Origin of the sequence: Pseudomonas triticifolii (assembly GCF_014358015.1) — a bacterium.
Taxonomy (GTDB): domain Bacteria; phylum Pseudomonadota; class Gammaproteobacteria; order Pseudomonadales; family Pseudomonadaceae; genus Aquipseudomonas; species Aquipseudomonas triticifolii.
The window spans coordinates 69,189-84,843 of record NZ_JACONV010000018.1 but is presented as its reverse complement, the minus strand read 5'-3'; the positions used below and the strand labels follow the sequence as shown (position 1 = coordinate 84,843).

16 protein-coding genes are annotated in these 15,655 nt (G+C 61.0%); 8 read left to right on the top strand and 8 right to left on the bottom strand.

Features of this window, described 5'->3' with window-relative positions:
* Nucleotides 1-423: 423 nt before the first annotated feature.
* From H8S56_RS19530 to H8S56_RS19520, 3 genes are all read left to right on the top strand, one after another.
* Nucleotides 424-1,710, top strand: a complete 1,287-nt coding sequence (locus H8S56_RS19530; RefSeq protein WP_187519546.1) for an MFS transporter — start codon at nt 424-426, stop codon at nt 1,708-1,710.
* Nucleotides 1,711-1,902: 192 nt separating this feature from the next.
* On the top strand, nt 1,903-2,790 hold the full coding sequence (gene ypfJ, locus H8S56_RS19525; protein WP_187519545.1) for a KPN_02809 family neutral zinc metallopeptidase: 888 nt from the start codon (nt 1,903-1,905) through the stop codon (nt 2,788-2,790).
* Between the two features lie 3 nt (nt 2,791-2,793).
* Nucleotides 2,794-3,783 carry a hypothetical protein gene (locus H8S56_RS19520; RefSeq protein ID WP_024686450.1) on the top strand — a complete coding sequence of 330 codons (990 nt, stop codon included), beginning with the start codon at nt 2,794-2,796 and terminating at the stop codon, nt 3,781-3,783.
* A gap of 180 nt (nt 3,784-3,963) precedes the next feature.
* On the opposite strand, the gene H8S56_RS19515 is transcribed toward H8S56_RS19520, so the two are convergent.
* The 3 genes from H8S56_RS19515 to H8S56_RS19505 all read right to left on the bottom strand — a co-directional run bounded on the left by H8S56_RS19515 (nt 3,964) and on the right by H8S56_RS19505 (nt 6,108).
* Nucleotides 3,964-4,554, bottom strand: a complete 591-nt coding sequence (locus H8S56_RS19515; RefSeq protein ID WP_187519544.1) for an HAD family hydrolase — start codon at nt 4,552-4,554, stop codon at nt 3,964-3,966.
* The gene (tesB, locus tag H8S56_RS19510) at nt 4,551-5,420 is read right to left on the bottom strand and encodes an acyl-CoA thioesterase II (protein WP_024685838.1); all 870 of its coding nucleotides are present in this window, start codon (nt 5,418-5,420) and stop codon (nt 4,551-4,553) included. The genes H8S56_RS19515 and tesB overlap by 4 nt, the downstream gene beginning before the upstream one ends.
* Before the next feature lie 115 nt (nt 5,421-5,535).
* Nucleotides 5,536-6,108 carry a GNAT family N-acetyltransferase gene (locus tag H8S56_RS19505; protein ID WP_187519543.1) on the bottom strand — a complete coding sequence of 191 codons (573 nt, stop codon included), beginning with the start codon at nt 6,106-6,108 and terminating at the stop codon, nt 5,536-5,538.
* 119 nt (nt 6,109-6,227) lie between these two features.
* Here H8S56_RS19505 and H8S56_RS19500 point away from each other — a divergent pair, with 119 nt between their 5' ends.
* Nucleotides 6,228-7,145, top strand: a complete 918-nt coding sequence (locus H8S56_RS19500; RefSeq protein ID WP_024696318.1) for a histone deacetylase family protein — start codon at nt 6,228-6,230, stop codon at nt 7,143-7,145.
* Nucleotides 7,146-7,208: 63 nt separating this feature from the next.
* Nucleotides 7,209-8,450 (top strand): TIGR03862 family flavoprotein, encoded by a 1,242-nt coding sequence (locus tag H8S56_RS19495; protein WP_187519542.1) that lies wholly within the window; start codon nt 7,209-7,211, stop codon nt 8,448-8,450.
* 69 nt (nt 8,451-8,519) lie between these two features.
* Here the strand turns inward: H8S56_RS19495 and H8S56_RS19490 are convergent, their stop codons facing one another.
* Complete coding sequence (locus H8S56_RS19490) at nt 8,520-9,848, bottom strand: DEAD/DEAH box helicase (RefSeq protein ID WP_024685834.1); 1,329 nt, start codon at nt 9,846-9,848, stop codon at nt 8,520-8,522.
* Nucleotides 9,849-9,910: 62 nt separating this feature from the next.
* On the bottom strand, nt 9,911-10,825 hold the full coding sequence (yedA, locus tag H8S56_RS19485; protein ID WP_187519541.1) for a drug/metabolite exporter YedA: 915 nt from the start codon (nt 10,823-10,825) through the stop codon (nt 9,911-9,913).
* Between the two features lie 164 nt (nt 10,826-10,989).
* On the opposite strand from yedA, the gene H8S56_RS19480 reads away from it, so the two are divergent.
* Nucleotides 10,990-11,484 (top strand): Lrp/AsnC family transcriptional regulator, encoded by a 495-nt coding sequence (locus H8S56_RS19480; protein ID WP_187519540.1) that lies wholly within the window; start codon nt 10,990-10,992, stop codon nt 11,482-11,484.
* Here H8S56_RS19480 and H8S56_RS19475 read toward each other — a convergent pair.
* The 3 genes from H8S56_RS19475 to H8S56_RS19465 all read right to left on the bottom strand — a co-directional run bounded on the left by H8S56_RS19475 (nt 11,462) and on the right by H8S56_RS19465 (nt 13,561).
* Nucleotides 11,462-12,073, bottom strand: a complete 612-nt coding sequence (locus H8S56_RS19475; protein WP_187519551.1) for a 3'-5' exonuclease — start codon at nt 12,071-12,073, stop codon at nt 11,462-11,464. The two genes, H8S56_RS19480 and H8S56_RS19475, sit on opposite strands and share 23 nt — an antisense overlap.
* A 22-nt stretch (nt 12,074-12,095) precedes the next feature.
* Nucleotides 12,096-12,572, bottom strand: a complete 477-nt coding sequence (locus H8S56_RS19470; protein ID WP_004887906.1) for an NYN domain-containing protein — start codon at nt 12,570-12,572, stop codon at nt 12,096-12,098.
* Between the two features lie 302 nt (nt 12,573-12,874).
* Complete coding sequence (locus H8S56_RS19465) at nt 12,875-13,561, bottom strand: DUF2076 domain-containing protein (RefSeq protein WP_187519539.1); 687 nt, start codon at nt 13,559-13,561, stop codon at nt 12,875-12,877.
* A 195-nt stretch (nt 13,562-13,756) separates the two neighbouring features.
* On the opposite strand from H8S56_RS19465, the gene H8S56_RS19460 reads away from it, so the two are divergent.
* Complete coding sequence (locus H8S56_RS19460) at nt 13,757-14,419, top strand: YciC family protein (RefSeq protein WP_187519538.1); 663 nt, start codon at nt 13,757-13,759, stop codon at nt 14,417-14,419.
* Nucleotides 14,420-14,468: 49 nt separating this feature from the next.
* Entirely contained in the window at nt 14,469-15,560 is a 1,092-nt protein-coding gene (locus H8S56_RS19455) for an endonuclease/exonuclease/phosphatase family protein (protein ID WP_024685828.1), read from the top strand.
* Nucleotides 15,561-15,655 lie beyond the last annotated feature (95 nt).

Genomic DNA, 15,655 nt, shown 5'->3' with positions numbered 1-15,655 from the left:
GCCGGCGATGGCGTCAGTACAGTCACTGATGCGGCGCTTCAAAACCGCCTCGCCGGCAAGCCGCCTCCCACAGGTTAAGCATTCCGTCAGCGACGACCGTTTGAGTCCCGCGCTGCGTTTTATGCACAAGCCTTGCAGCAGGCACGAGATAGTGGGAGGCGGCTTGCCGGCGATGACGTCAGTCCAGTCACTGATGCAGCCCTTCAAAAGCCGCATCCCACAGGTTATGCGTATAGTCAGCGACTTGGGTTTAGTCCGGCTTAGTGCCTATTCTGGACTTGCGTGTGACGCTGAGCGCAGAGCGTGGAAACGCTCAATATGCATACCCGGCCCGGAGAAACTGTCAACTTTTTCATTAGCTCCCTATCTATAAGCTGAGGTATAACGCGTACCGCGAATACACTGCTTCGATGGAAGTCTGTCTTGAGCTCTGAATCCCCCGCCGCTTCAACCTCCGTCAAACTGTCCAGCCAGCCTGGGTTCATCAGTTTCATCCTGTCGCGTCTGATGGCGGTGTTCGCCATGCAGATTCAGGCGGTGGTGGTTGCCTGGCAGGTCTACGACATGACCCGCGAGCCGATGGCACTGGCTTATGTCGGCCTGGCTCAGTTCATTCCCATGCTGTTGCTGCTGATGCCTGCGGGCGATCTGATCGATCGCTACAACCGCAAGGTCATCCTGATGATCAGCTGGGGCGTGCAGGCGGTATGCGGCGTCATCCTGCTGGTGTTCTCGGCCCTGAAGCTGCAAGACCTTCGGTTGATCTACGGCGCGCTGATGCTCTATGGCTGCGCGCGTGCGTTCACAGGCCCGGCCTTGCAAAGCCTGCTGCCGCAGATCGTTCCGCGTGAACAACTGGCCTCGGCGATCGCCACCAACAGCGTGATCATGCGTTGCTCGACCGTGGGTGGCCCTCTGATTGGCGGCTACCTGTACTGGCTGGGCGGCGCCGAGCTGACCTATTCGGTGTGCGTGGCAGCGTTCATTGCCGGGATCCTGTTTCTGGCCCCGGTTGCGACACCTTTTGCGGGCAAGCTGATGGATCTGGGTGACAGCGCCTGGGGCCGCTTCACCGCCGGGATCGCGTTCATCCGCTCGCGGCCTATCATTCTGGGCACCATCTCGCTGGACCTGTTCGCTGTACTGCTGGGCGGGGTCGTCGCGCTGCTGCCGATCTATGCCCACGAGGTACTGAACCTGGGTCCGCAAGGACTGGGCATGCTGCGTGCGTCGATGAGCCTGGGTGAACTGGGGGTCGGCATCTACCTGAGCATGCGACCGCTGGATCGCAATGTCGGCATGACCATGTTCATGGCCGTCGGGCTGTTCGGGGTGGCCAACCTGGTGTTCGCCCTCTCCACCCTGTTTTGGCTGTCCTGCCTGGCGCTGCTGATCGCAGGGGCCGCCGACATGGTCAGCGTCTACATCCGCTCGGCCCTGGTGCAGTTCTCAACACCGGACAACATGCGCGGCCGGGTCAATGCGGTGAACATGCTGTTCATCGGCTCGTCCAACGAACTGGGTGAGTTCCGTGCGGGCACCAGCGCCTCGCTGATAGGCGCGATTCCGGCCGCGATCATGGGCGGCGTCTGCACACTCGGTGTAGTGGGCGCGTGGATGACCGGCTTCAAGACGCTGCGCCAGGTGGACCGTTTTGCCGACGCAACTCCCGCAGAAGCGTCACAGAGCACGCTCGCAAAAGCACAATGAGCACCAGAGCAGCGCCGCCCGGATTCAGAAAACCGGTATCGCGGCGCCGCTTCTTAGAACCAATCGGTCTCCCCTACCCTCTATACCTCGCATCACACATTGCGCCGCCCGTGTTTCACTTGGCACGGGACAGGTTGGCGCGTACCGGTTTCACCCGCGACACTCATTGCACGACAAGAAGAGGGATCCGACATGCTCTGGAAAAAAGGCCGACGCAGCGACAACGTGGTTGATGCACGGGGTGAAAGTAGCGGCGGTGGCGGCGGCATGCGCATCGGTGGCAAGGGCCTGGGCCTGGGCGGCATCGTCATTATCGTCGCCATCGGCTTGCTGACCGGCCAGGACCCGATGCAGATCCTTGGCCAGTTGACCGGCCAGAGCACCCAGCAAAGCGCCCCGGCCAGCCCGCAGACGCACCAGGCCCCGCCTGCCAACGACCAGCAGGCCGAGTTCGTGCGCAGCATTCTGGGCGATACCGAAGACACCTGGCGCGCAGTGTTCGCCCAGAACGGTCGTCAGTACAAGGACCCGACGCTGGTGCTGTTCAGCGGTCAGGTGAACTCCGCCTGCGGTTATGCGACGTCCGCAACCGGCCCGTTCTATTGCCCGGCCGACCAGCAGGTCTACCTGGACCTGGACTTCTTTCGCGAGATGTCGCAACGCTTTTCCGCTGCGGGTGACTTCGCCCAGGCCTACGTGATCGCCCATGAAGTCGGCCACCATGTGCAGACGCTGCTGGGCGTGTCTGCCAAGGTCGATGCCGCACGCAAAGCCGGGCAGCGCATGGAAGGCAACAACGGTTTGCTGGTCCGCCAGGAGCTTCAGGCTGACTGTTTAGCAGGCGTTTGGGCCTATAACGCACAAAATCGTTTGAACTGGCTTGAGCCGGGTGATATTGAAGAGGCGCTGAATGCAGCCAACGCCATCGGCGATGACCGCCTGCAGCAGCAAAGCCGTGGCCGGGTCGTACCGGACTCGTTTACCCACGGGACCTCAGCCCAGCGCGTACACTGGTTCAAGACCGGCTTTGCGCAAGGTCAAATCACCCAATGCGACACGTTCGCCGCCAAGAGTCTCTAGCACATGATTAAACCGCTTGTGGTCCTGTTGTTAAGCACTGCCTTCGTGAGCCTCGGGGCTCATGCCGAGGATCAAGCGGTCAAATCCATCAGCCCGGATCGCCTGGCCATCAACGGCACCGAAGCCACGCTCAGCCTCAGCCAGGAGTGGGTGCATCCAAAACCGCGCATCGAGCGGGCCGTGATCGTGCTGCACGGCCGCTTGCGCAACGCGCCGACGTACCTGCGCAGCATCGAACGCGCTGCGAACCAGTCAAAGGAGCGCAGCAAGACCTTGCTGATCGCACCTCAGTTTCTGGATGAAAAAGACATCGTTGCGCATCACCTGCCGGAAAACGTATTGCGCTGGCATCAGAACAGCTGGATGGAAGGCGCGACAGCCACCGATCCCAAGCCGATCAGCTCCTTTGTGGTGCTGGACCACATCCTCAAGCGCCTGAGCGACAGCAAGCTGTTTCCCAACCTGAAAGAAGTGGTGATTGCCGGTCACTCCGGCGGCGCTCAAGTGGTGCAGCGCTACGCAATGATCGGCGGCAAGGAAGATGTCCTGCTGCATCGCGAGGGCGTGAAGCTGCGCTACGTAATCGCCAACCCGTCGTCTTACGCCTACTTCGACGCTGAACGCCCCGAGCCGGTAACGACGCAGACCTGCCCCAACTTCAATGACTGGAAATACGGCCTGAACAAGATGCCGTTCTACTCGGGCAAGGAAAAGCCGACCGACATCGAAAAGAACTACGTGAAGCGTGACGTGACGTACCTGCTCGGCGAACTGGACACCGACCGCAACCATCCTGCACTGGACAAGACCTGCGCGGCCGAAGCCCAGGGCGGCTATCGCCTGATTCGTGGACAGAACTACTTCAACTACCTGCAGAAGCGCCACCCCGAAGGCCTGAACCAGCATCTGGTGATCGTGCCTAAAGTCGGCCATAGCGGCGACGGCATCTTCACGTCACCTGAAGGCCAGGCGGTGCTGTTCAAGCCGTTCTGATTGGCAGCGCATGAGAAACGGACGCCGTTCATTTTGTGGGCGGCGGCTTGCCGGCGATGAGGCCTGTACAGTCACTGATGCGGCGCTTGAAAAACCGCTTCGCCGGCAAGCCGCCTCCCACAGGTTATGCGTTCATTCAGCACAACCTGTCTAGCGTGGGGGACGCAGGAGCAATACCTGTCAGCCCAACATCCCCCGCAGCGCCACGCAGTCCACGGCATACCAGTCTGCCAGCTCAGGCCACGGATTCTCCGGCAGGTTTACCAACACAGTTTTCGCGCCTGCTGCCCGCCCGCAATCAAGGTCGTGACGATAGTCGCCAATCATGACCATGCTTGTCGGTTCGACGTCCCAGGCGCTGGCCAGTTTCAGCAGACCGGCCGGGTGCGGCTTGGGCGTGGCTTCGTCACGGCCCAGCACGTCATCCACCGCAAAGCAGTCAGCAAGGCCGATAGCCTCCAGCGTGATGTGCGCCAGTTCTCGCGCGTTGCGGGTCAGAATGCCCAGGCGGTAGCCACGCGCAGCAAGCTCACGGACCAGCTCGACCGCGCCTTGGGCAGGCAGCGAGCCCAGCGCCAGCTCACGTTCGTGCTCCAGCAACCAGGCATGTTTGGCCGCAGACTCGGCGGCCGGCAACGCTGCCAGATGGCCAAGAATGTCGGCATCCTGCGGCATGCCCAGCTCGCGCTTGATGGCCGCAAAGTCGTGCACGGGGACGGTCAGCGTGCCGTCCATGTCGAACACCCAGTGGCGAATATCGTGAAGTGTCATGCCCAATCCTTACGGTGGCGGATCAGCCCTTCCTGACTGACCGAGGCGACCAGTTGCCCGGCGCGGTTGAAGATGCTGCCTCGTGAGAAGCCGCGAGAATTGCCGGCCCACGGGCTGTCCATCGCATACAGCAGCCAGTCATCGGCCCGCAGGTCGTTATGGAACCACAGCGAGTGATCAAGGCTGGCCACCTGCATGTCGCGCTGCCAGACGGTCTTGGCGTGCGGCTTGAGCGACGTCGTCAGCAGATTGAAGTCCGAGGCGTAAGCCAGCATGTACTTGTGCAGCGCAGGCGCGTCGTTGAGGGTGCCATCGGCGCGGAACCACACATACTTCACCGGCTCGCCGGGTTGCGGGTTGTAGGGATCCTCAGCCGTTACCGGGCGAAATTCGATGGGTTTGGGACGCAGAAACTTGTCGTGCAGCGCCTCAGGAATCAGGTGCGCACGCTGTTTCATCAGCTCAAGTTCGGACGGCAGGTTCTCAGGCCCGACGATCTGCGGCATCGCTGCCTGGTGCTCGAAGCCTTCTTCGTCGTACTGGAAAGACGCACTGCAGGTGAAGATCGGCTTGCCCTTCTGAATCGCCGTGACACGACGGGTGCTGAAACTGCCGCCGTCACGCACACGATCCACCTGATAGACCACTGGCAGCCCGGCATCACCGGGGCGCAGGAAGTAGCCGTGCAGGGAGTGAACGTGACGATCCTCTTCGACGGTCTGGCTGGCCGCGGACAGCGACTGCCCCAGCACTTGCCCGCCAAACAGCTGGCGAAAGCCAAGGTCCTGACTGCGGCCGCGAAACAGGTTTTCTTCAATAGGTTCCAGCGTCAACAACTCGACCAGATCATCCAGCACTTGGCTCATGTTCATTCCTCGCCCAAAGCGTGACCGCACGCCGATGACGGCGGTCGGTGTAATTTGCGGCAGGCCCCACAGACCCGCACCCATAACTGAAATGATACAGAATTTGGCGAAGGGCTTACTCGGATTGAAGGGTACTGAGCCACTGTTCACGGCTGATGCGATAAAGCACGTGCGGTTTGAGCGGATGCCCGTCTGGCAGGTTGGGGTGCTCGAAATCGTCAGCCGGGTCTTGCTGCATGCCAATGACCTGCATCACCTTTTGCGAGGGTTCGTTGTTGACGGCGGTAAACGCCACAATTTCATCCAGTTTCAACCGCTCGAAACCGCACCCCAGCACCGTCCACGCCGCTTCGCTGGCAAAGCCCAGTCCCCAGTGCTCGCGGGCCAGCCGCCAGCCGATTTCGACAGCCGGGGTGAAATGCGCGTCGAACCCGACCACGCCCAACCCGGTAAAGCCAATGAACGCGCCATTGTCCTTGCGTTCAAGAGCCCACAATCCGAAGCCCAGCTCGGCAAAGTGCCCGCGCATGCGCCCGATCATCGCGGCGCTTTCGAGGCGGCTCAGCGTATCGGGAAAATAGCGCATCACCTGGGGATCGGCGCACAGGGCGGCGAACACCGGCAAATCATCGTCGTGCCACTGCCGCATCAGCAAGCGAGGGCTGTCCAGCTTGAGTATCGGTTCCATCGATCTCCCCTGTAACCGTACATGTTCGGGCGCAAGTGTAGTCTGCTAGGGTTTGTGCCAACTGTGCGATCAGGCGCATAACTGGCACTATCAGGCTTCGACCTTTGAACGAATGCAAAATGTCCCTGCCGCTTATCTATCACGACGACTACAGCCCCGAGTTTCCGGCTGATCACCGGTTTCCCATGGACAAGTTTCGTCTGTTGCGCGATCACTTGATCGACAGCGGGCTGACCCACGACGTTCAATTATTACGCCCTGAACTGTGTCCCACCGATATTCTTGCCTTGGCGCATGACCCTTCCTACATAAACCGTTACCTGAGCGGCGACCTGTCACGCGAAGATCAGCGCCGCCTCGGCCTGCCCTGGAGCGAGGCACTGGCGCGTCGCACCATCCGCGCGGTAGGCGGGTCGCTGCTGACCGCCGAGCAGGCGCTCAAACACGGTCTGGCCTGTCATCTGGCGGGCGGTACGCACCATGCGCATTACGACTACCCGGCAGGCTTCTGCATCTTCAACGACCTGGCGGTCATCAGCCATTACCTGCTGCAAAGCGGCCGCGTGGACAAGGTGCTGATTTTCGACTGCGACGTGCATCAGGGCGACGGCACTGCCCGCATTCTGGCGGACACCGAGGACGCGATCACGGTCTCGCTGCACTGCGAAAAGAACTTCCCGGCCCGCAAGGCCCAGAGCGACTGGGACATTCCGTTGCCGATGGGCATGGGCGACGGCGATTACCTAAAAGTCGTCGATGACCTGCTCAACTACCTGCTGCCGATCTACAAGCCGGACCTGGTGCTGTACGACGCAGGCGTGGACGTCCACAAGGACGACGCGCTGGGTTATCTGCAACTGACCGATCAAGGCCTGGCTGACCGCGACGAGGCCGTGCTGCGTCACTGCCTGGGCCGTGACATTCCAGTGATGGGCGTGATCGGGGGCGGCTACAGCAAGGACCGTCAAGCGCTGGCCCGTCGTCACGGCATCCTGCACCACAGTGCGCAACGGGTCTGGCAGGATCTTGGCCTGTGACAGGCCGGGCGGCAAATCTCGGTTAGAATGCGGCACTTTCCCGCTATTGAACTTCAGTTGACCATGACCGACCTCACTGCCGCAAAACCTCAATCCGTCGCCATCATCGGAGGCGGGCCTGCGGGTCTGATGGCAGCTGAAGTCCTGAGTGAGGCAGGCGTTCACGTCGATCTGTACGACGGCATGCCCTCGGTAGGTCGCAAGTTTCTGCTCGCTGGGGTCGGCGGGATGAACATCACTCACTCAGAGCCCTACCCTGCTTTTTTATCCCGATACGCCGAACGTTCGCCGATGATCGCAGCGTTGCTGCGGCCATTCGATGCAGACGCGTTGTGCACGTGGATTCATGATTTGGGCATAGAAACATTTATCGGCAGCTCAGGGCGCGTGTTTCCGACTGACATGAAAGCCGCGCCATTACTGCGTGCGTGGCTCAAACGCCTGCGCGAAGCGGGCGTCGTGATTCATACCCGGCACCGCTGGCTGGGCTGGAACGCCGACGGCAGCCTGCGTATCGCCCATCCCGAAGGAGAGTTGGCACTCAAGCCTGCCGCCACGCTGCTGGCGCTGGGTGGCGCGAGTTGGGCGCGACTGGGTTCCGACGGCGCATGGGTGCCCTGGCTTGAAGCGCAGCAGGTGGATGTGGCGCGTCTGCAAGCGGCCAACTGTGGTTTCGAGGTCACAACCTGGAGCGAGGTGCTGCGCAGCAAGTTTGCCGGGGCGCCGTTGAAAAACATCGCCATGGGTCTGAGCGGGCAGACGTTGCGTCTGGGCGAATGTGTGCTGACCGACACCGGCGTCGAAGGCAGCCTGGTGTATGCGCTGTCGGCGCAGATCCGGGAGCAGATCAACCTCTGCGGTTCGGCAACCGTGCACATTGATCTGCTGCCCGGCAAGACTCAGGTCGATGTGCACAAAGCCCTGAGCAAACCGCGCGGCTCGCGCTCAATGTCCAAACACCTGCACAGCCAGCTCGGTCTGGATGGCGCAAAAGCGGCCCTGCTGCGAGAACTGGCACCCCGTGAAGCCTTCGATGACCCGACGCTCTTGAGTCAGACGATCAAAGCCCTGCCGCTGAGCCTGATCAAGGCGCGGCCTATCGACGAAGCCATCAGCACGGCGGGCGGCGTGACGTTCGAGACGATGGACGAGCGTTTGATGCTCAGGCAGTTGCCCGGCGTGTTTTGCGCAGGTGAGATGATCGACTGGGAAGCCCCGACCGGCGGCTACCTGCTGACCGCCTGCTTCGCCAGCGGGCGGGCAGCTGGGTTGGGGATGCTGGACTGGTTGCGCGGGCAGGATTGAGTACTGCCGCGCAGCGTCCAGAGGTGCATTCAAACGTGAAGCGTCAGACCGATCCTGTCTCCTGACAGCTCAAGGCTTCTTCTTGCGTGGCCCGGTGTTGAAGACCGGAACCTTGCGCACGGGCTTGACCGCCGGTGCTGGCTCGGAATCGCCGCTGTCGACCCACTTGCCCAGGTTGCGCTTGCTGCCTGAAACCTTCGGCTTTTTCGGCTTCTTGGGTTTTTTCAGGATCTGCCCGGTGGCGTCAGTGGTCGGCACGCGGTGTTCCGGCTCGAAATCCTGCTCTTCACGACGCTCCAGCGTCTGACGGGTCAGTACTTCGATGGCCGACAGCAGCTCGACCTCATCGGCACACACCAGCGAGATCGCTTCGCCGGTCAGGCCTGCGCGGCCAGTACGGCCGATGCGGTGGATGTAGTCCTCGGCCACGATGGGCAGGTCCAGGTTGACCACCGTCGGCAGGTCATCGATGTCCAGCCCACGAGCGGCAACATCAGTCGCCACCAGAATCTTCACTTCATTGCTCTTGAAGCGATCCAGCGCACGCTGGCGGGTTGCCTGGGGTTTGTCGCCATGAATGCCATCGGCGTTCAAGCCCAAAGCCTGCAAGCGATCCACCAATTGATCGACACCTACACGGGTCTTGGCGAACACCAGCACCTGGCCCCAGCGATGCTTTTTCATCAGATGGATAAACAGGTCGGCCTTGCGCTTTTTATCGACCGTCACAACCCACTGCTTGACCGACGCGGCAGCCACGTTGCGTGGGCTGACTTCGATGGTCAGCGGGTCGTCCAGCATTTGCGAGGCCAGCAGGCGGATCGGGTCGGAGAACGTCGCGGAGAACAGTAACGTCTGGCGACGCTTCGGCAGCGCAGCGTAGATCCCGCGCAGCTCTTCGGCAAAGCCCAGGTCCAGCATACGGTCGGCTTCGTCGAGAATCAGGGTCTGCAGTTGCGAGAACTTGACGGCGTTCTGACGATGCAGATCCAGCAGGCGACCGGGCGTTGCAACCAGCACGTCAACGCCTTTGCGCAGCTTCATCATCTGCGGGTTGATACTCACGCCGCCATACACTGCATAGGTGCTCAAGGGCAGGTGCTCGGCGTACTGACGAATGCTTTCGTGGACCTGCTCGGCCAGTTCGCGCGTCGGTGCCAGCACCAACGCACGAATCGAATTGGGAGCGACTTTCGGCCCTTCCATGGTCAGGCGTTGCAACAGCGGCAGGGCGAAACCTGCGGTCTTGCCGGTGCCGGTCTGGGCTGCAGCCATCAGGTCACGGCCAGCCAGAACCGGGGGAATCGCCTGTGCCTGCACAGGGGTCGGAGTCTGGTAGCCAAGCGCATCAAGGGCGCGCAGCAAGGGTTCGATCAGGCCGAGAGAGGCGAATGTCATGGGGATACCGTAGGAAAAATTCAGCGCAAGGCGCGCAGTTTACCCTGTCCGGCCCGCCTGAGTTAGCTTGTGCGCACCGATACCGCTTCCCGGGGTTGCGGCTTGCGCCATTGCGGCAGACCAATCAGCACCACACCACTGATGATCACCACCATCGCCATGCACTCGGCCAGGCCAATGGTTTCACCGGCAAACACCACACCCAGCAGCACAGCCACTGCCGGGTTGACATAGGCATAGCTGGTCGCCGCTGCCGGGCGCACGTTCTTGAGCAAGTACATATACGCGCTGAACGCCACGATGGAACCGAACACCACCAGATACAGCAGCGCGCCCCAGCCCGCAGCCGTCGGCATCTGCTCCAGCCGCTCGCCGGTCAGAACGCTGCCGATCAGCAGCGTAACGCCCGCCACAATCATCTCTGCGCCGCTGGCCATCGGCCCTTTCGGTAATGTCAGGTGTTTGCTCAGGACCGAGCCGAACGCCCAGGACGCTGCCGCGAAAATCACCAGCGCAGCACCATAAGGGCTGGCTTGCAGGTTCGACCCCATGTTCAACAGGCCAATGCCGATCAAGCCCAGGATGATCCCGGCCCATTCAAGCGTGGTGGTGCGATTGCCCCAGAACAGACCGAACAGCAAGGTGAACAGCGGCATGGTCGCGACCGACAGCGCGGCAATCCCCGACGCCACGCCCGCATGCTCGGCCAGTGTCACGCCACCGTTGCCGCAGGTCAGCAACAGGAAACCGATCACCGCCGCGCCCTTCCACTCGGCCCAGGTCGGTGCCGGTGCGCCGCGATAGCGCAGGAACCCATACATCAGGCAACCGGCGATCATGAACCGGATACCGGCCATCATCAGTGGCGGCCAGGACTCTACGCCGATACGAATGACCAGATAGGTAGACCCCCAGATCAGGTACAAGGCCAGAAAGGCGCCGATCAGCAGCGCAGGAAAACGAACGGAATGAGGCATGGTCAGGCTCAGGGATCATTGTTATGGTTGGCTTATTGTATGAAGGCGTAGTGCGGATATTAAGCATCTAAGCCTTTTTAAATAGGCGCATAACCTTTGATTCAATGGTTGTTAAGCAGCCATACCTTTCTTTATAAAAAACCCACTTTTCAACGAGGCGCGCCATGACCCTGGATAAATACGATCGCATGCTGCTCGACGCGCTGCTGCAAAATGGCCGTGCTTCGTTCGCTCAACTGGCGAAGCTGGTCAACCTGTCAGCGCCTGCGGTGGCCGAGCGCGTGGCCAAGCTCGAAGCCAGCGGCGTGATTACGGGGTATGAAGCGAAGGTCGATCTGTCGAAGGTGGGGCTGCCGATTCAATGCATGATCGAACTGCGCATGGCCAGCCATGGCAATCAGCAGGCCTATGATGAACTGTGGAAAATACCGGAGCTGATTCAGTGCTATCGGGTAACCGGCGACCCCTGTGTGATCATGCGCGCTGCCGTGGATTCGATGCCGCACCTGGAGGACCTGATCAACCGCATCGCGCAGTTCGGTTTCAGCAAGACGTCCATCGTGCTTTCAACAGGCGTCGAGCGAAGCCTGCCCTCAGGCCATCTGGCGCCTCAAGGCAAGCAGGACAGAACGCAGGTCAAAAACCGCGCTGACGCTTGAGGGCTTCGCTGATCTTCGCGGCCGGGACTTTCTGCAGCGAGCACAGCAACTGATGAGAAACACCCGCCAGACCGTGTTTCTGACGCAGTTCGTTGCTCAGGTAAGCCGTCAGGTTGGCGGCCATCTCGGCATCGGCCATGGCCCGGTGAGCCTTGCCGGTGTTGGGCAGGCGCGCGTACTGCGTCAATGTACCGAGCTTGTGATTGGGTGCGCCCGGCATCAGGCGTCGGGCCAGCAGCATCGAACAGGCAAAACTCTGCTCACGCGTGCGCTCGATGCGGGACAGTTCGTAATCCCAGAACTTCTGGTCAAACGAAGCGTTGTGCGCCACCAGCGGCGTGGTGCCGACGAAATCACACACATCGCCCATCACACGCTCGGCGCTCGGCGCGGTGCGAATCATGTTGTTGCTGATGCCGGTCAGGCCTTCGATGAACGCAGGAATGCGCACACCGGCATTCATCAGGCTCTGGTAGCGGTCGACGATGCGCCCCTGCTCCATGATGACCACGGCAATCTCGGTCGCACGGCAACCGTGGCCAGGCGAAATCCCGGTGGTTTCAAAGTCGATGACTGCAATACGTTCCAACACGTTGGTCCAACCCTTGAATTCATTTCAACAACAACGCGCCTTCAATGGGCACGTAACGACTGGCGGCGCGGATCAGCGAATTGGCCGTCAGCCCCGGTACGCCATAGGCCACCGCTTCAACGCCATGCTTGCTGATGATGCGTTCGAGCAACATGTCGAAGTCGCCATCGCCGGACGCCAGCACCACTTCATCCACCTGCGGCGCGAAGTCCATGATATCGATGGTGATGCCCACATCCCAGTCCCCTTTGGCGGAGCCGTCGCTGCGCTGGATGTAGGGCTTGAGCCGCACCGTAAAGCCCAGGTTGCGAAGGATCTGCTGGAACTGCTGCTGCTTGCTGTCGCCCCGATCGATGGCATACGCAAACGCATGGACGATCTCGCCACGTTTGCTGATGTCCGCCCACAGCGCGGCGTAATTGAAATGACAGCCATGCGCCTGGCGCACGGTGTAATAGAGGTTTTGCACATCGGCGAACACCGCGATCTTCTTCACCGCACTTCCTCATGACGCAGGCTGGCCCCTGCGATTACAGCGATCCGGAACATGGATCGGCGTCCAGTATGCCAGCTTGAGCCGGGAATTGAGGGATGGATTGGTGCAGCTGCCGCTTCGGGATGGGACGCGCCGCGCCTGGGCACGATCATCCAGTACGAAACGCTGGCAGGCTGCTTGCCGGCGATGGGGCGTCCTGATCGCCAGCAAGTGCCTGCCCCAGTCTATCGCGTGTGTTCAATTCGTCGCGTTGATGTGAGAAGCGCAACCCTGCCCGCTAATCAGCCAGGATTCTGTGTACCTCAAACAAACGAGTCATCATCCGAGAACATACCGCCATCGTCGTTGTAGCTGTCGTCAGCCGTGTATTGCGAATCCTGCTGCTGACCCCAGTTGCTTTGGTCAGTGTTGGAGAACTGATCCTGAGCAGGCGAATCATGGATGACCTCGACGATCTCCTGCGGCTGACTGTGATGGCTGAACAGGCTGCTGATGCCTTCTGCCAGCATCACGCCACCCGCCACGCCTGCCGCCGTTTTCAACGCGCCACCGAGAAATCCGCTACCCATCGGCGCTGCTGCGGCTGGTGGTGGTGGTGCATACCCGCCCTGTTGCGCCGGTGGGTTGTAGCCAGCGCCATCGCGCCATCCGCCACCTGCAGGAGCCGGTTGCGCCTGAGGCTGCGGCGCTCGCGGCGCGCTGCTGCCGAAGAGGCTCGACAAAAAGCCACCGCTGGCAGGTGCCGAAGCGGCCTGCCCCTTGGCCTGCTGAAGTTCGGCCTGCAGTTGCTGGACCTGCTGATTGAGCTGATTGACGGCCGCCTCCTGCACCAAAATCGCCTGCGTCATGTAATAAGGCGCAGCGGGCTGGCGCGTCAGGTGATCCTTGATCAGTGCCTCGGCCCCGGCATCTCGCGGAGCAGAGGCCGTTTCAGCCGCTTTCAGTTTCGAGAAAAGACCATCGATCAGGGTGTGTTCTTCGTTGTTCATGGCGACCTCGTGGATTGCCGCAGTCAGTCTTCGCCCGGCCGAATGCCGGGGCGTGATTGAGTAATGGGGCTGGATCAGAACGCTTCAATGACATGAAAAAAAAGATAAGGAAGCGTTACAGCGCAGACCGGTTCGCTTGGATCGACACAGGCCATGGGCTAAAGTGGCGGCCTGCTTTTTGTCTGCGACCGAGCCATGAACCCGTTGACCGTTATTCAGGATTCTCTTTATTTCTTCCGCAGTAACCTTGGCCGCATTCTGGTGCTTTGCCTGCCGCTGGTGGTGCTCGAAGCGCTGGCCAAGCAAGCCCTGGGCAGCGCCATGAGCGCCGACGCGTCCCCCGCCTACAACCTGGTCGTCGGGCTGTTCTTCTATCCGCTCTATACCGCTGCGCTGATTCTGTTTCTCGATGCGCGCAGCCGTGGCGAAGAACCCCAGACCCGCGACCTGCTCGCCATGGCTGTGCGTCTGTGGCCCACCTTCGCGGTGCTTTCGGCCATGAGCACGCTGCTGATCATGTTCGGCCTGTCACTGTTCATCGTTCCCGGCATCTGGGTGATGATCAAACTGGCGTTTTGCGAGTACCTTCTGGTGCTGCGCAGGCTGACGCCTTTCATGGCCATGCGTGAAAGCATGCTGATGACCACCGGGCATTTCACCCGCATCCTGATGTGCGTTCTGTGTGTCTACATCCCATTGTCGCTGCTCGAAGGCGTAAGCCTTTACCTGCTGCCGGAGCCGCAGAGCGCGCCGATCACACTGGTAATCGACAGCATCAGCAGCTTTTTGCAATTGTTCACCAGCATCGTGATGTTCCGGCTGTTCATGTTGATCAGCGAGCCTGCGCAAAACGCCTGAGCTCGAACGCGAATCTCTCACTGAGCGCCAGGCGCTCCATGTGGAGCCGATGAAACGTATTCTGCTACGCCTGACCCTGTATGGCCTGTTGCTGGCCGCCCTGCTGCTGGCACTTGTCCAGCAGTTGACCTGGCATCCGGCCGAACGCGAGGCGGCTGTGACCCACTGCGGTCCCGAGCTTGCGGCAAAGCCGCTGGTGCCCGGGCAGGCGCTGAAAGTCATGACCTGGAACATTCAGTACCTGGCTGGCAAACGCTACGTGTTCTGGTACGACATGGCCGACGGCAGTGGCACGGACGAACGCCCGACACCTGAAGACCTGGCCTACAACCTCGACGAAGTGGCACGCGTGATCCGTGACGAACAGCCGGATATCGTCCTGCTCCAGGAGGTGAACGACAACGCCAAGAACTCCGATTACCACGACCAGCTGGCGTTGCTTCAGGAGCGGGTGGCCGACCTTTACCCGTGCAGCTCGCAAGCCTTTTACTGGCGCGCCGAGTTCGTCCCGAACCCGCACATCTGGGGCAGTGTCGGCACCAAGCTGGCCACCCTGAGCCGCTTTCGGATCGACCACGCCGAACGTGTGCAATTGCCCATCCCCGATGCCAACATTATCAGCCGTCAATTCCGGCCCAAGAATGCGCTGCTGATCAGCTACCTGCCCCTGCGCGACGGCGGGCAACTGGCGGTCGTCAACACGCACCTGACCGCCACCCGAACCCACAGCGACACCGCGCACAAGCAGATTGCCGCAACCGGCGCGTTGCTGGACAAACTGCAAGGCAGTGGCACGCCATGGTTGATCGGTGGTGACTTCAACCTGTTGCCTCTGGGCCAATACCAGCGTCTGCCAGCGCCCTTGCGCACGGGTTACTCGCCCGACAGTGAACTGCATGAGCTGTGGGACAAATACCCGATGATCCCGACCAATGCCGAAGCCAGCGGCATTGATCGCAACAAGTGGCTGACGTATTTCCCCAACGACCCTCGCGTGAACGGGCCGGATCGAACCGTCGACTACCTGTTCTACAGTCCCAGCCTGAAACGAGTCAGCGCCCGGGTACGCCGTGACGATGCGTTGCTGATCTCGGATCACTTGCCTGTGATCGGGCGCTTTCTATTACCGATGGTGCCTTGAGCGCGTAACGCGCATGCTGAGCGGCATTTCTGCGACGGCCATCACGATTCGATGACCAAGCCACACACGCACTGAGCGCATACGTGCGCTTGGCA

Coding starts and splice junctions, on each gene's coding strand:
- ypfJ (WP_187519545.1), top strand. CDS start 1,903: ATGCTCTGGAAAAAAGGCCGACGCAGCGACAACGTGGTTGATGCACGG.
- H8S56_RS19520 (WP_024686450.1), top strand. CDS start 2,794: ATGATTAAACCGCTTGTGGTCCTGTTGTTAAGCACTGCCTTCGTGAGC.
- H8S56_RS19515 (WP_187519544.1), bottom strand. CDS start 4,554: ATGACACTTCACGATATTCGCCACTGGGTGTTCGACATGGACGGCACG.
- tesB (WP_024685838.1), bottom strand. CDS start 5,420: ATGAGCCAAGTGCTGGATGATCTGGTCGAGTTGTTGACGCTGGAACCT.
- H8S56_RS19505 (WP_187519543.1), bottom strand. CDS start 6,108: ATGGAACCGATACTCAAGCTGGACAGCCCTCGCTTGCTGATGCGGCAG.
- H8S56_RS19500 (WP_024696318.1), top strand. CDS start 6,228: ATGTCCCTGCCGCTTATCTATCACGACGACTACAGCCCCGAGTTTCCG.
- H8S56_RS19495 (WP_187519542.1), top strand. CDS start 7,209: ATGACCGACCTCACTGCCGCAAAACCTCAATCCGTCGCCATCATCGGA.
- H8S56_RS19490 (WP_024685834.1), bottom strand. CDS start 9,848: ATGACATTCGCCTCTCTCGGCCTGATCGAACCCTTGCTGCGCGCCCTT.
- yedA (WP_187519541.1), bottom strand. CDS start 10,825: ATGCCTCATTCCGTTCGTTTTCCTGCGCTGCTGATCGGCGCCTTTCTG.
- H8S56_RS19480 (WP_187519540.1), top strand. CDS start 10,990: ATGACCCTGGATAAATACGATCGCATGCTGCTCGACGCGCTGCTGCAA.
- H8S56_RS19465 (WP_187519539.1), bottom strand. CDS start 13,561: ATGAACAACGAAGAACACACCCTGATCGATGGTCTTTTCTCGAAACTG.
- H8S56_RS19460 (WP_187519538.1), top strand. CDS start 13,757: ATGAACCCGTTGACCGTTATTCAGGATTCTCTTTATTTCTTCCGCAGT.
- H8S56_RS19455 (WP_024685828.1), top strand. CDS start 14,469: ATGAAACGTATTCTGCTACGCCTGACCCTGTATGGCCTGTTGCTGGCC.